Source organism: Bradyrhizobium sp. MOS003, from assembly GCF_003020125.1.
Classification (GTDB): domain Bacteria; phylum Pseudomonadota; class Alphaproteobacteria; order Rhizobiales; family Xanthobacteraceae; genus Bradyrhizobium.
Genome location: NZ_PYFW01000001.1, coordinates 1,311,029 through 1,325,978 on the forward strand (window position 1 = coordinate 1,311,029; position 14,950 = coordinate 1,325,978).

Sequence of the window (14,950 nt, forward strand, 5' to 3'; positions counted from 1 at the left end):
CCCGGCGGGCGTGATCTGGCAAATTTCGCGACGCGAACTACATCATGCGCCATGACCAATGCTCCGCCGCCAAACCATCCGCTCCGGGATTTCGTCGATCGTCACGAAAAACTGTTCGTGCTGACCGGCGCCGGCTGCAGCACCAATTCGGGCATTCCCGATTATCGCGACAGCAACGGCAACTGGAAGCGGACCCAGCCGGTCAACTTCCAGGCCTTCATGTCGGAGGCGCATACGCGCCAGCGCTATTGGGCGCGCAGCCTGATCGGCTGGCGGCGGTTCGGCCAAGCTCGCCCAAACGATGCGCATCATGCGCTGGCTAAGCTCGAGGCGAACGGGCGGTGCGGGATGCTGCTGACCCAGAACGTCGACCGGCTGCATCAATCCGCCGGCCACCGCCAGGTGATCGACCTGCACGGCCGTCTCGACCTGGTTCGCTGCATGGGCTGCGGCGGCAAGATGCCGCGCGATGAATTTCAGCAGGCGCTCGGTCGCGCGAATGCGGAATGGCTGACGCTCGATGCGGCCGATGCACCCGACGGCGACGCTGATCTGGAGCACGAGGATTTTTCGTCCTTCCAGGTGCCTGCTTGCGAAGCCTGCGGCGGCATCCTCAAGCCCGATGTCGTGTTCTTCGGCGAGAACGTCCCCCGCGACATCGTCGCCACCGCGCAGGATCATCTGGCGCAGGCCGATGCCATGCTCGTCGTCGGCTCCTCGCTGATGGTCTATTCCGGATTCCGTTTCGTACAGGCTGCCGCGCAGCGCAATATCCCGATTGCGGCCGTCAATCTCGGACGCACCCGCGCCGACGATCTCCTCACGCTCAAGGTCGAGGAGCGCTGCGAGGCGGCGCTTGCATTCCTGCTCTGATCGCTGGGCTCGCGAACACGCCTTGCCTATTGCATGGGTGCCAAGCAGAATGGCTTGGCGCGGCATTCCCAGTCATCCATGGCATGGAAATTGCTGCGTTTTCGACGACAGTTTCGACGATCAGCCGGAGAATTTGGAATGCTTGAGGGAGCCGAGGTGCGGCTTGCCGTCGATATCGGTGGCACGTTTACCGACATCGTGCTGGACGTGGGTTTGGATCGCAAGACGCGCAAGCTGCTGACGACGCCGCAGCGTCCCGAGCAGGCGGTGCTGGATGGAATGCGTCTCATTCTCGCCGACGCGCGTGCCCATATCAGCGACATCGACGTCTTCATTCACGGCACCACGCTCGCGACCAACGCCATCATCGAGCGCCGTGGCGCCAAGACGGCGCTGATTGCGACCGAAGGCTTTCGCGACGTGCTCGATATCGGCACCGAGAGCCGCTACGACCAGTATGATCTCACCATCGACAAGCCGAGGCCGCTGGCGCCGCGCAGTCTGCGTTTCACCGTGCCCGAGCGCGTCGACGCCCATGGCGCCGTCCGTCTCCCGCTCGACGAAGCCTCGGTGCGCGCACTCGCGCCGAGATTGCGTGAGCTGGGCGTCGAGAGCGTCGCGATCGCCTTCCTGCACTCCTATGCCAATCCCGAGCACGAGCGACGCGCAGCCGCGATCCTGGCCGAGGAGATGCCTGATATCTCCGTGACCGTGTCCTCGGCCGTTTGCCCGGAGATTCGCGAGTATGAGCGCACATCGACTGCGGTCGCGAACGCCTATGTGCAACCCTTGATCGACGGCTATCTCGCCCGCATGGCTGATGCCTTGCAGGTCGAGCAGTTCCGCGGCGCGATCTATCTCGTCACGTCAGGTGGCGGCGTCACCTCGATCGAGACGGCGCGGCGCTTCCCGGTGCGCCTCGTCGAGTCCGGGCCTGCCGGCGGCGCGATCTTCGCGGCGCAGATCGCGGCACGGCTCGGCGAGAGCAAGGTGCTGTCCTTCGACATGGGCGGCACCACGGCCAAGATCTGCCTGATCGAAAAATACCAGCCCGAGACCTCGCGCGTGTTCGAGGTCGATCGCGCCGCGCGCTTTCTCAAGGGCTCCGGCCTGCCGGTGCGCATTCCCGTGATCGAGATGGTCGAGATCGGCGCCGGCGGCGGCTCGATCGCCCATGTCGACGCGATGAAGCGCGTTACCGTCGGCCCCGAGAGCGCCTCCTCGGAGCCGGGACCAGCCTGCTACGGCCGTGGCGGCCTGCGTCCGGCGGTGACCGATGCGGACGTCGCGCTCGGCATGATCGATCCCGACGCATTTGCCGGTGGCACGATCAAGCTTGATCCGGAGCTTTCGAAAAAGGCTCTGCTGAGCAGCGTGGGCGAGCCGCTCGGCCTGTCGGCGGAGACTGCGGCCTATGCGGTGCACGAGGTCGTCTGCGAGAACATGGCGAGTGCGGCGCGCGTCCATGCGGTCGAGCGCGGCGAGATCGTCGGCCAGCACACCTTGATCGCCTTCGGCGGTGCCGCGCCCCTGCATGCGGCGCGGGTTGCCGAGAAGATCGGCGTCTCCCGGGTGATCGTGCCGTCGAATGCCGGTGTCGGCTCGGCCGTTGGATTCCTGGCAGCTCCCATCGCCTACGAACTGGTGCGCAGCCGCCACGTCCGGCTCGATGATTTCGACACCGAGGCGGTGTCGGATCTCCTGCAGGAGATGGTGACCGAGGCGCGCGCATTGGTCGAGCCGGGCGCCGCCGGTGCGCCGGTGCGCGAACGTCGCTCCGCCTTCATGCGCTATGTCGGCCAGGGCCATGAGATTTCGGTCGAGCTGCCGAACCGCCGGCTGACGACGGCCGATCTCGCCGGTCTGCGCCAGAAATTCGAGGCGGATTACTCCGCGATGTTCGAGCGGTCGATCCCGGGCGCGGCGATCGAGGTGCTGAGCTGGTCGGTGCTTGCGACCACCGATGCCCGCAATCCATCCGCCGTCGCCGCCGTCGCGCGGAAGCCCGCCGGCAAGGCGAGCGGCAGCCGCAAGTTCTTCGACGGCCGGGCAGGCGAGGTGATCGAGATCCCGCTCTATCGCCGCGAGGACATGGCGCCGGGCGCGACCATTGCCGGCCCCGCCGTGATCGCGGAGGACGAGACCTCCACCTTCGTCTCCAACAGTTTCGACGCCCATATCGACGGTGCCGGCAGCATCGTCATGGAACGAAAGGCAGCCTGATCATGAGCAAGTCAAACGGCGCGAGCCTGATCGATCTCCAGATCATGTGGCACCGGCTGATCGCCGTGGTCGAGGAGCAGGCGCAGGTGCTGCTCCGCACCGCCTTCAGCCCGATCGTGCGCGAATGCGGCGATCTCTCGGCCGGCGTGTTCGACCTCAAGGGGCGGATGCTGGCGCAGGCCGTGACCGGCACGCCCGGTCACGTCAATTCGATGGCGGAATCGGTCAAGCACTTCATCAACCACTTCCCGATCGAGACGATGAAGGAGGGCGACGCCTACATCACCAACGATCCCTGGATGGGCACCGGCCACCTCAACGACTTCGTGGTCACCACGCCCTGCTTCAAGGACGGCAAGCCGGTCGCGCTGTTCTCCTGCACCAGCCATCTCATGGACATCGGCGGCATCGGCTTCGGTCCTGATGCCACCGACGTGTTCATGGAGGGGCTCTACATCCCGATGCTGAAGCTGATCGACCAGGGCGTCGTCAACGAGACGCTGATGGCGATGATCCGCACCAACACGCGGCTGCCGATCGACACCGAAGGCGACACCTATTCGCTGGCCGGCTGCAACGACGTCGGCTGCGAGCGCCTTGTCGAGATGATGACCGAGTTCGGCATCGATACGCTCGACGAGCTCGGCGACTACATCTGCGACCGCTCGCGCGAGGCGGTGCTCGCCGAGATCGCAAAGCTGCCGAAGGGCAGCTGGCGCAACACCATGGTCGTCGACGGCTACGACGCGCCGGTGACCCTCGCCGCGACGCTGACGATTTCGGACACGGGCATTCATGTCGATTTCGACGGCACGTCAGCTGCCTCGAAGTTCGGCATCAACGTGCCGCTGTCCTACACCATCGCCTACACCGTGTTCGGGCTCGGCTGCGTCGTCGCCTCGCAGATCCCGAACAATGCCGGCTCGCTGTCGCCGTTGACGGTGTCGGCCCCCGCTGGAGCTATCCTCAATGCGCCGAAGCCGGCGCCGGTCGCCTCGCGGCACATCATCGGCCAGATGCTGCCCGACGTGGTGTTCGGCTGCCTGCGCCAGATCATTCCCGAGCGTGTGCCGGCCGAAGGCACATCCTGCCTGTGGAATCTCAATGTGCGCGGCCAGACGCGAAGCGGCGTCGGCGGCAATTACGGATTCTCGATGGCGGTCACCTCCAATGGCGGCACCGGTGCGCGGTTCGCCAAGGACGGCCTGTCGGCGACGGCTTATCCGAGCGGCGTGCGCGGCACGCCGGTGGAGATCGCGGAGACGCAGACGCCTTTGATCTTCTGGCGCAAGGAGCTGCGCCCGGATTCCGGCGGGGCAGGGCGCACCCGCGGCGGCCTCGGCCAGATCATCGAGGTCGGAAGCGGCGTCGATGCGCCGTTCGACATCCTGGCGGCCTTCGACCGCATCGATCATCCGCCGCGCGGCCGCGACGGCGGCAAGAACGGCGAGGCCGGCTATGTCGGCCTGAAGTCCGGCAAGAAGCTGCGCGGCAAGGGTTTCCAGCAGGTGCCGCCGGACGACCGGCTGGTGGTGCTCACGCCCGGCGGCGCCGGCATCGGTGCGCCCGGGACGCGCGATCGCGCGGCGGTCGAGGCCGATGTCGAAAGCGGGCTCGTCTCCGCGGACAATGCGGTTGCAGTTTATGGGTACGCGCGCTGACGCGTCGGTGCGTTTGGTAAATGGAGGGGCTCTATGATCACGCGACGTAACTTCACTGCGGGCGCCGCGACGCTGCTCGCCGCCGGCCACATCTCGACCCGCGCTCGCGCGGCGACGACGAACTGGGACATGTCGACGGTCTGGCCCGACGGCAATTTCCACACCCAAAACGCCTTTGCCTTCGCCGAAGAGGTGAAGAAGCAGACGGGCGGCGCGGTGGCGATCACCGTGAAGGCCGGTGGCCAGCTCGGCTTCAAGGGGCCGGAGCATCTGCGCGCCGTGCGCGACGGCCTGGTGCCGCTTGCGGACGTCCTCAACATCCAGCAGGTCGGCGACGAGCCCTTCATGGGCGTCGAGAGCATCCCGTTCCTCTGCGGCTCCGTGGAGGAGTTGAAGGTGCTGCACAAATACGTGCGGCCCGAATACGAGAAGATCGCCGCGCGCAACAATCAGAAGATCCTCTACATCGTGCCGTGGCCGACGCAGTATCTGCATCTCAAGGCGAAAGTCGCCGACGTCGAGGGCCTGAAGAACATCAAGATCCGCGTGCCCGACAAGAATGCGGTCGACATGCTGAACGCCATCGGCATGGCGGCGGTGATGATCCCCTGGGGCGAAACGATCCCCGCGCTCGCCTCCGGCGCGGTCGCCGGCGTCTCCACCTCGTCGGTGTCGGGCGTCGACGGCAAGTTCTGGGAATTCCTGAAATATGTCTACCCGACCAATCACGTCTGGTCGTCGCAGATGCTCACCGTCAATCTCGATTCCTGGAAGGCACTCCCGGCGGACCAGCAGAAGCTCGTCGCGGACATCGCGGCGAAGATGGAGCCCGGCTTCTGGGCCAACTCGCTCAAGGCCGACGTCGACAGCCTCAACCGTCTCAAGGAAGGCGGCATGGAGGTGGTGCCGGTCTCGGACGCGATGATGACCGACATCCGGGCCAAGACCGCGCCGCAGCTCGACGCCTTCCTCAAGCGCGTGCCGGCAGCCGACAAGCCGGTGCGGTCCTATCTCGCCGAAATGAAGCGGGGCTGAGGGCAGCACCGTGGTGAGCGTTTCGTCCGAAGCATCGCAAAGCCTCAATGCAGCGGCGCCCGCGCCGCTGCGCATCCTGCTCGACGGTATCGACCGGCTCGGCCGGCTCGACGGCTGGATTGGCGGCGGCTGCCTGCTGACGCTGACCCTGCTGATGCTGTGCGAGGTCGCAACGCGCTTCCTCTCGAACTTCCTGCCGTTCTTCCCTCCGACGATCTCGATCGCCTGGGAGTATTCCTCCTACCTGATGGCGGCGTCCTTCACCTTCGGCGCCGCCATGACCTTGCGCGTCGGCGGCCACATCCGTGTCGTGCTGCTGCTCAAGAACGCGCCTGCGCCGCTGCAGCGCGCGCTCGAGATCTTGTCGGCTGCGGCCGGCTTTGCCTTCATGGCGTTCCTGACCTCGGCGATGGCGAAGTTCGCTCTCGGCGCCTATGTGCGCGGCCAGGTCTCGACCTCGAGCGACACGCCGCTGTGGTTTCCGGAAGCCGTCGTCACCTTCGGCATGCTGCTGCTGACGCTGCAATTCCTGGCGCGCGCGATCCAGGCCGTGCTCGGCCTGCCGCTGGAGGACCATCGCATGAAGGCCTCGCCCGTCGAATGACAGCTTTGCTCGCTCCCGGATTCAAGCTCCCATGACCATCGAAGTCGTCGCCCTGTTTGCGATCCTGTTCGCGCTTCTGGCCTGCGGCGTGTGGATCGGCCTGACGCTCGCGCTCACTGCGACGCTGCTGCTCGCCATGTTCCGCTCGATCCCGCTCGACAAGCTGCTGCCGCAATATGCCTGGAACATCCTGACCACGCAGGAGCTGCTGGCGCTGCCGCTGTTCATCCTGATGGGCGAACTACTGTTTCGCACCCGCCTGTCGCGCTCGCTGTTCCAGGGCCTCGCGCCGTGGGCGGGGTTGCTGCCGGGCCGCCTGCTGCATGTCAACGTGATCGGCTGCACCATCTTCGCGGCGATCTCGGGCTCCTCGGCCGCGACAACGCAGGTGATCGGCCGCATGTCGCTCAACGAGCTCCTGCGCCGCGGCTATTCGCGCGACATCGCGATCGGATCGCTCGCCGGCGCCGGCACGCTCGGCTTCCTGATCCCGCCGTCCAACATCATGATCATCTACGGCGTGCTCGGCGACGTTTCCATTCTCAAGCTCTTTACCGCCGGCGTGCTGCCCGGCCTGCTGCTGGCGGCCACCTTCATGGGCTGGGTGATGCTGCACACGACGCTCAAGCCCTCCATGGTGCCGGAGGCTGAGGCAAAGCTCTCGCAGGTGCCGTGGGTCGAGCGTTTCGCGGCGCTGAAGGATCTTGCGCCCGCGCTGTTCCTGATCGCCTGCGTGCTTGGCTCGATGTATGGCGGGCTCGCGACGCCCTCGGAGGCCGCCGCCGTCGGCGTGCTCGGCGCGGGGCTGGTGGCCTGGGCGCAAGGCTCGATGTCGCAGCAGGTGATGCGCGACGTGCTGATCGGCTCGGTCGTGACCTGCTCGATGATCGCACTGATCGTGCTCGGCGCATCGATCCTCGGCAATGCCGCGGCCTTCCTGGGCATTCCGCAAGCGGTCGCGGCCTTCGTCAAGGGCCTCGGCCTGTCGCCCTTCATGCTGATCGTGGTGCTGATCATCTTCTACCTGATCCTCGGCTGTTTCCTCGACGGTTTCTCGATGATCGTGATGACGCTGCCGATCGTGCTGCCGATCGTGAAGGGGGCAGGCTTCGACGAGATCTGGTTCGGCATCTTCCTCGTGCTCGCCGTCGAGATGGCGCAGATCACCCCGCCGGTCGGATTCAACCTATTCGTGATCCAGGGCCTGACCGAGGACGGCCTCGGCTACATCGCGCGCGTCACGATGCCCTATCTGATGATCATGGTCGGCTTCGTGCTGCTGCTGACGCTGTGGCCCGGCATCGTCACGATCCTCCCGCGGGTGCTGTACGGGTAAACCGACCGACGCCTACCATCCGTCGTGGTGCCCGACGGGCAAAACACGCCAGCGCTGGGTCGATAGCCCTGCGTCAAAATATTCGTATTTACAGAAGTTCGGTTTTGCCGTACAAGCTGTGCCATCCCGCCCGCCACAAGGGGCGTTTCGCGATCGTCACGAGACGCGGGCCGGGATGCGGTGGCCGCGACGGCGTCGGCGCGCAATGTGGTTGCAGGGCGGGAAACCGTGAGCAGCGGCAGGCGCGGTACGACACGGCGCTGACAGCGTCTCTGTCCGGTCTCGATGGCGAGCGCACGCCAGCAGTCGGGAACGCGGATGGGGACGTGCGCGGACGGAGAAGTCGTGTGGTCCTGACGCCCGGGGTCTGTGCGTCAAGTCATGTGGTGATGTGCCGCCGACCGGTGCGCACATCTGAAATCCGCAAGGCGACGGGGGCAATAGTGCAACGCTCCCCGGGGAGAGCACGAAGGACACCGTGAGAACCATCGCGCAGGGAAGGCCGGGCGACCGGCAACACCTGTCGTCCACCCCGTGCGCGTTCTTAGCACACGCGGGACTTCGGGTGCCAGCCGGCGCCCGGCCTTCCCTGCGCCCTTGCTTTCGAAGAGGGCGAAGACCACAGCAACGCTCGGGCGAAACAGGCCGCGAGGATGAGCAATCGTGTCATCGCCCAACAGCGGTCTCGTGCCCCGGACGCAGCGCAGCGCGCCGCGTCTTCGCGGCGTGGTGCGCTGCAGAGCCGGAGCCCATGCATCAGCGGATGTTCAGCGAGCTGGGTCCCGGCTCTGCGCAGCAGCGTAAGAACGCTGCAGCGCGTCCGGGACACGAGAGAGGTGGACCAACCCGGCCTACGCCGCCGCCTTCTTGCGCGCGAGCTCGGCCTTGTAGAGTTCGAACTCCTCCGCAACCGCCTTCGCGACCGACGGCCGCTGGCGCAGGCGTTCGTAATAGGCCTTCACGTTCGGCCATTTCGAGAGCTCGATCGGTGGCGTCGCCATGGTCCAGTTGATGACCGTGACGAGATAGGCGTCGGCGACGCTGAAATGGTCGAGCAGGAAGTCGCGCCCCTTCAGGTAATCGTCGAGATAGTCGAGCCGCGAGAGGTTCCTCGCGAGCACGTAGGCCTTGGCTTCTTGAGGCGCCTTGGGATCGAGCACAGGCACGAACAGCCCCTTGTGCAACTCGGTGCCGATGAAGCACAGCCATTGATGCAGCCGGGTGCGATCGATACCCTCGGCGGCGCCGAGCCCCGATTGCGGGAAACGGTCGGCGACGTATTGCAGGATCGCTGCGTTCTCGGTGAGGATCACGCCTTCGTCGGTGCGCAGCGTCGGCACCAGGCCGATCGGATTGACGGAGCGGAAGTCGGAGCCGTCGCTCAGTACCCTCTTGGTCGGCGGGTCGACCTCGAGATAGTTCGCCTCGGCACCGGCTTCGTACAGCGCGACGCGTGTTGCCATCGAACAGGCGAGCGGCGAGAAATAGAGATCCATCTGTAGCCTCCTTGGGCAATTCTTGCGGTTTCGCTCAACCTGGCCAGATTGATTTTTGTACCATCTTGCATAATATGGGACCGGTCAAGGATTAGTTTGCGAAATGGTACAAAAATCGAAGCCGCCAGCTGCTGCCAGTGAACCCGAGCGCCGCGGCGAACCCGAGCGCCGCGGCGAACCTAAGCGTCGCGGACGCCCGCGCGCCTACGAACCTGACATAGCCCTCGGCAAGGCGCTGGATCTGTTCCGTACGCAGGGGTTTGCCGCGACCTCGCTCGATGATCTCAGCGAAGCGACCGGGATGAATCGCCCGAGCCTGTATGGTGCCTTCGGCGACAAGCGCGAGCTCTACATCAAGAGCTATCAGCGCTACCGCGAGGAAGCGCGGGCTTCCATGGCCGCGATCTTTCGCGAGGAAATGCCGGTGCGCCAGCGGCTGGAGCGCATCTTTGCCTCCGCGCTGAACATCTATCTGTCCGGCGAGACCGGCCCGCGCGGCTGCTTCACGGTGGTGACGGCGGCGTCGGAAGCCGTTGGCGATCCCGAAATCCGCGCCATGGTGCTCGACGGTCTCACCGAACTCGACAAGGCCTTTGCGAACTGCTTCCGCCGCGCCAGGGAGAAGGGCGAATTGCCGGAGAGTGCCGATCCAGTGGTGCTGGCGCAGGTCGCATCAGCCACCGTCCACACCATCGCCATCCGCTCGCGTGCCCGCGTGCCGCGCAAGGATCTGGAGGCGATCGTGAAGGGGGCGATTGACGTGATGGTGGTAGCGGGCGCCAAGACCTGAGCTGTCGCGCGATCCCGCGCGTCACTAAGCCGCGCGGATCTGTGCGAGAAAGCGATCCACCTCGTCCCGCAGCCGCTGCGACTGCTTCGACAGCTCGATCGCCGAACCCAGCACTTCCTCGGCCGCTGTGCCCGTCGCGGCGATGCCGGCCGTGACGCCGGAGATGTTCTGCGAGACTTCGCCGGTGCGGGCCGCCGCCTGCTGGACGTTCTGTGCGATCTCCTGCGTCGCCGTGCCCTGCTGGCCGACGGCCGCGGCGATCGCGGCGGAGATCTCATCCACCTGCTGGATCGTCACGCAGATCGACTGAATGCCGTCCACGGCGCCGGATGTCTCGCCCTGCACGGCCGTGACCTGTGCCCCGATCTCCTCGGTCGCCTTCGCCGTCTGCGTCGCCAGAGCCTTGACTTCGGAAGCGACCACGGCAAAGCCGCGGCCGGCTTCGCCCGCGCGCGCCGCTTCAATGGTCGCGTTCAACGCCAGCAGGTTGGTCTGGCCGGCGATGCCGTTGATGAAGGAGACGACGTCGCCGATTTTCTGCGCGGCCTCCGCCAGGCTCTGCACGCGCGCATTCGACTGCCGTCCGTCGCTTGCGGCCTTGCCGACCACCTCGGTCGCGTGGGCAAGGCGCCGGCTGATTTCGGTCATCGAGGAGGACAGCTCTTCCGCCGCCGCCGCGACGGTCTGCACGTTCTCCGAGGCCAGTGTCGAGGCCGACGACACCGCGCGCGTCTGCTGTCGGGATTGCTCGACGATGGCCGACATCGACCGCGCCGTATGCTCCATCTCGACCGCAGCCGAGGACACCGTGGTGACGACGTCGCGGATGCTGGCCTCGAAATTGTCGGCAAGCGCGGCGAAGGCGCGCCGCTTCTCCGCTTCGGACTGCGCCTTGGCTTCCAGCTGCTCGGCCTGGAGCTTGCCGAAGTTGACGGCGTTGTCGCGGAACACCGCGACCGCCTTCACCATCGCCCCGACTTCGTCGTTCGCCTTGCTGGCGGGGATCGTGACGTCGGTCCGGCCGTCTGCGAGTTCGCGCATGACCGACGTGATGGAGAGGATCGGGCGCGAGATGCTGCGGGCGATGAGATAGCCGACGATGGCGGCAAGCACGAGCCCGATCGCGGCGATCGCGATCGAAAGCCACCAGGCGCGGTCGGCCGAGGCTTCGTAATCGGCATTGTCCATCACCAGCTCGACGGCCCCGAGCGGCTTTCCGGAAAAGTCCTTGATCGGTCCGAGCAGCACTGCGACCGGCGTGGTGTCGAGCTTGGCCCGTTTCACGGTGAAGCTGCCTGCGGTCGCGCGCCCGTAGTCGCCCGCGTCGAAGAAGCTCTTGCCCTTCAGCGTGCCGCCGAACAGCTTGAAGCCGGAGCCGTCGGCGAGGTGGAAGGCGACGTCGACATGGCGGTTGGTCTTGAAATCGTCGAGGAAAGACTGGCCGAAGGTCAGGCCGAATTCGACCGAGCCGAGATGCTTGGCCCCTTGCGCGATCGGCACCACGCCGCGGATGCCGAGTCCGGCGACGCCGCCTTCGAGGCCGATCACGACCTTATGTTCCTGATTGGCGACCAGAACGGTCTTGCGGAAGCCGGAAAGATCGTCGCCGAATTTGGCGGGCTGGTGCACACGCAGGAACGAGGTCGCCGGCGCCACATGGAATTGGAACTGCTCGACGCCGTATTCGGATTTGGTCGCGGCGAACACCGGCCCGAAAAGCCCGACCAGGGCGTTGCGGTCTTGTTTGGCCATCGCGTCCTGCGTCGCCGGCATCGCGGCCACGATCGCGCTCATGGCGGCCGCCCGGTGCGATTCCTCGGCGATGCGCGATTGAAGAGCGTCATAGTGGCTGTGCAATTCGCGCTGGTCGGCGCGGTCGATGATCCCCGCGATGATCCACATCGCCCCCAGCACGGCGAACAGGGCCGTCGCCGCCGCCGTCACCGCCAGGGCAACCGTAATCCGCATCCTGAGGCCGAGGCTCGCGCGCATGTCCGACTCGTTCGTTGACCGTCGGTTAAAAGCACTATCGGTTTCTCGCTAAAAGAGAGTGAACGGGATACCGGCAGAGCGCACCAGCCGGGGACGACGCAAGTGTGGGGAGTCAGCTTCAGCCTCAATATCCCCGCGCCCGATCCACCACGTTCTCCAACGCTCCGCCGGCCTCGAAGCGCGCGATCTGCTCGGCGACATAGGCCGAGATCGCGTCCGCGTCGGTGTCGGCTGCGTTGTGCGGCGTCAGCACCACCTTGGGGTGGGTCCAGAACCGGCTGTCCGCCGGCTGCGGCTCCTGCACGAAGACGTCGAGCGAGGCGGCGCCCAGCGTGCCATCGTCGAGGCAGGCGAGGATGTCGGCCTCGTTCTGCAAGCCGCCGCGGCCGGCATTGATCAGCACCGGCGCGCCCAGCGGACTGTTGCGGTTGAGCCTGGTGAAGACGTCGCGGTTGAGGATGCCGTGTGTCTCCGGCGTCAGCGGCAGCAGCGACACCAGGATGTCGGTCTTGCGCAGGAAGGCATCCATGCCTGCGGTGCCATGGAAGCATTCGACGCCATCGATCGCGCGCGGGCTGCGGCTCCAGCCGGCGACACGGAAGCCGAGTCGGCGCAGCAATTCGGCCGCATCCGCCCCCAACGTGCCAAGCCCCATGACGCCGACCGTGACCGCGCTCGCCGGCCATTGATATCTGGGCTCCCAACGCTTCGCGCGCTGCGAGTCGCGCAAGTAGAGCTCCTGGCGGTGGTGCATCAGCACGTGCAGCACGACATATTCGGTCATGCGGCCGGTCAGGTCGGGCACGGCGACGCGCACCAGCGGCACGTCAGGCAGGCTCTTGTCCGCCATCAGCGCATCGACGCCGGCGCCGAGATTGAAGATCGCCCGCAGATTGGGAAAAGTGCCGAGATCGCCCGGCACCGGCTTCCACACCGTGGCATAGTGCACCTCGGCCGGATCGAGCGTGGAATCCGGCAGCAGCACCACGCGACGTCCGCCGCAGACCGCGTCGAACCGGGCCTTCCAGCGCTCCGGCAGCCAGTTCTGCTGCGTGCTGTTGATCAGGACGGCCAGGGTGCCTTTGGTCATTCGAAGTGCCTCGTTGGGTTCCGCTTACAACGGCCCTCCTTGGCACGATCTGCTGGACTTTTCCTGCAAATTATTTCCGCAGCGCTGTCGGGGCGGGGCATATTGGCGCGTCTTCAAATCAAGCCTTCGAGGAAAGCGCCGCCTATGCTTTACGCCATCCTTTGCTATCACGATGAGGACTTCGTCGGCTCCTGGAGCAAGGAGCAGGACGAGGCCGTGATGAAGAAGCTCGCCGTGGTGCAGGAGAAGCTCACCCAGCAGGGCCGGCTCGGGCCGGTGGCGCGACTGCTGCCGACCACGGCAGCGGCGACCTTGCGCAAGGAAGATCCCCCGCTGGTGCTGGACGGCCCCTATGCCGAGACCAAGGAGCAGTTGCTCGGCTTCTACATCGTCGACTGCAAGAATCTCGACGAGGCGCTCGACGTCGCGCGCGATCTTGGTGCTGCCAATCCCGGTGGCGCCTATGAGGTGCGTCCCGTCGGCGTGTTCCGGCCCGGAGGAATTTCGGCGTGAGCGAGGCCGACACTGGCTGGATCGAGACCGCGCTGACCTCGGCGCGGCCCCAGGCCGTCGGCGCGCTGCTGCGTTATTTCCGCGATATCGACACCGCCGAGGAGGCGTTCCAGAACGCCTCCCTGCGCGCACTCAAGAGCTGGCCGCAGAACGGGCCGCCGCGCGATCCTGCGGCCTGGCTGATCATGGTCGGCCGCAATGCCGCCATCGACGAGGTGCGCCGGACCCGCAAGCAGCAGCCGCTGCCGGAGGACGACCAGGCGATTTCCGATCTCGACGACGCCGAAGGCGCGCTGGCCGAGCGGCTGGACGGCTCGCACTACCGCGACGACATTTTGAGGTTGATGTTCATCTGCTGCCATCCGCAATTGCCGGCGACGCAGCAGATCGCGCTGGCGCTGCGCATCGTCTCGGGCCTCACGGTGAAGCAGATCGCGCGCGCCTTCCTGGTCTCGGACGCGGCGATGGAGCAGCGTATCACCCGCGCCAAGGCCAAGGTCGCGGAGGCCGGCACGCCGTTCGAAACGCCCGGCGCAATCGAGCGGTCCGAGCGGCTCGCCGGTGTCGCGGCGATGATCTATTTGATCTTCAACGAGGGCTATTCGGCGAGCGGCGACACCGCGGAGATCCGCAAGCCGCTCTGCGAGGAGGCGATCCGGCTGGGGCGCCTGGTGCTCAGGCTGTTTCCGAGCGAGCCGGAGATCATGGGGCTCACGGCGCTCTGCTTGCTGCAGCATGCGCGCAGTGCCGCGCGTTTTGCCGCGGACGGCTCGCTGATCCTGCTGGACGACCAGGACCGCTCGCTGTGGAACGGCACCATGATCGCGGAAGGGCTGGCGCTGATCGACAAGGCGATGCGCCATCGCCGCAGCGGGCCGTATCAGATCCAGGCCGCGATCGCCGCGCTGCATGCCCGAGCGGCGACGCCGGAGGAGACCGACTGGGCGCAGATCGACCTGCTCTACGGCGCGCTCGAGGTCGTGCAGCCGTCTCCTGTGGTGACGCTCAACCGCGCGGTCGCGGTCGCCAAGGTGCGCGGGCCGCAGGCCGCGCTCGATCTGATCGAGCCGCTGGCCTCGAAGCTCGCCAACTATTTTCATTTCTACGGCGTGCGCGGCGCCTTCCTGATGCAACTCGGCCGCAACGACGAGGCGTGTGTCGCCTTCGACCGCGCCATCGCGCTTGCCAACACCTCCGCAGAAGCCGCCCACATTCGCATGCACATCGATCGCCTGATCCGGGACAACCAGCCGAAGCAGGCCAATGGCGGCGCCAGGCAGGGCGCGAAGGCGACGTGACACCCGGGACAACGCGGGCAAAAATCTCGCTTCGAGTTG

General features: G+C 66.2%; 12 protein-coding genes. 9 read left to right on the forward strand and 3 right to left on the reverse strand.

What is annotated here, in order from left to right; translation table 11 throughout:
- Nucleotides 1-51: 51 nt before the first annotated feature.
- The 6 genes from C7G42_RS06280 to C7G42_RS06305 all read left to right on the forward strand — a co-directional run bounded on the left by C7G42_RS06280 (nt 52) and on the right by C7G42_RS06305 (nt 7,732).
- A complete protein-coding gene (locus C7G42_RS06280; RefSeq protein ID WP_106948875.1) occupies nt 52-873 on the forward strand; it encodes an NAD-dependent protein deacetylase in 822 nt (273 codons plus the stop codon).
- Nucleotides 874-1,011: 138 nt separating this feature from the next.
- Nucleotides 1,012-3,096 carry a hydantoinase/oxoprolinase family protein gene (locus C7G42_RS06285; protein ID WP_106948134.1) on the forward strand — a complete coding sequence of 695 codons (2,085 nt, stop codon included), beginning with the start codon at nt 1,012-1,014 and terminating at the stop codon, nt 3,094-3,096.
- A 2-nt stretch (nt 3,097-3,098) separates the two neighbouring features.
- Nucleotides 3,099-4,757 (forward strand): hydantoinase B/oxoprolinase family protein, encoded by a 1,659-nt coding sequence (locus C7G42_RS06290; protein WP_106948135.1) that lies wholly within the window; start codon nt 3,099-3,101, stop codon nt 4,755-4,757.
- 33 nt (nt 4,758-4,790) lie between these two features.
- Nucleotides 4,791-5,792: a TRAP transporter substrate-binding protein gene (locus tag C7G42_RS06295; protein WP_106948136.1), complete on the forward strand. Its 1,002-nt coding sequence runs from the start codon at nt 4,791-4,793 to the stop codon at nt 5,790-5,792.
- 10 nt (nt 5,793-5,802) lie between these two features.
- The gene (locus tag C7G42_RS06300) at nt 5,803-6,396 is read left to right on the forward strand and encodes a TRAP transporter small permease subunit (protein WP_106948137.1); all 594 of its coding nucleotides are present in this window, start codon (nt 5,803-5,805) and stop codon (nt 6,394-6,396) included.
- Nucleotides 6,397-6,427: 31 nt separating this feature from the next.
- Complete coding sequence (locus C7G42_RS06305) at nt 6,428-7,732, forward strand: TRAP transporter large permease (RefSeq protein WP_106948138.1); 1,305 nt, start codon at nt 6,428-6,430, stop codon at nt 7,730-7,732.
- Nucleotides 7,733-8,583: 851 nt separating this feature from the next.
- On the opposite strand, the gene C7G42_RS06310 is transcribed toward C7G42_RS06305, so the two are convergent.
- The gene (locus C7G42_RS06310; RefSeq protein WP_106948139.1) at nt 8,584-9,228 is read right to left on the reverse strand and encodes a glutathione binding-like protein; all 645 of its coding nucleotides are present in this window, start codon (nt 9,226-9,228) and stop codon (nt 8,584-8,586) included.
- 103 nt (nt 9,229-9,331) lie between these two features.
- On the opposite strand from C7G42_RS06310, the gene C7G42_RS06315 reads away from it, so the two are divergent.
- Nucleotides 9,332-10,018, forward strand: a complete 687-nt coding sequence (locus C7G42_RS06315) for a TetR/AcrR family transcriptional regulator (RefSeq protein WP_106948140.1) — start codon at nt 9,332-9,334, stop codon at nt 10,016-10,018.
- A 24-nt stretch (nt 10,019-10,042) separates the two neighbouring features.
- On the opposite strand, the gene C7G42_RS06320 is transcribed toward C7G42_RS06315, so the two are convergent.
- On the reverse strand, nt 10,043-12,010 hold the full coding sequence (locus C7G42_RS06320) for a methyl-accepting chemotaxis protein (protein WP_158537568.1): 1,968 nt from the start codon (nt 12,008-12,010) through the stop codon (nt 10,043-10,045).
- Nucleotides 12,011-12,134: 124 nt separating this feature from the next.
- The gene (locus C7G42_RS06325; protein ID WP_106948141.1) at nt 12,135-13,100 is read right to left on the reverse strand and encodes a 2-hydroxyacid dehydrogenase; all 966 of its coding nucleotides are present in this window, start codon (nt 13,098-13,100) and stop codon (nt 12,135-12,137) included.
- 144 nt (nt 13,101-13,244) lie between these two features.
- Here C7G42_RS06325 and C7G42_RS06330 point away from each other — a divergent pair, with 144 nt between their 5' ends.
- On the forward strand, nt 13,245-13,613 hold the full coding sequence (locus C7G42_RS06330) for a YciI family protein (protein WP_063694117.1): 369 nt from the start codon (nt 13,245-13,247) through the stop codon (nt 13,611-13,613).
- Entirely contained in the window at nt 13,610-14,911 is a 1,302-nt protein-coding gene (locus C7G42_RS06335; protein ID WP_106948142.1) for an RNA polymerase sigma factor, read from the forward strand. Before C7G42_RS06330 ends, C7G42_RS06335 begins: the two co-directional genes overlap by 4 nt.
- Nucleotides 14,912-14,950 lie beyond the last annotated feature (39 nt).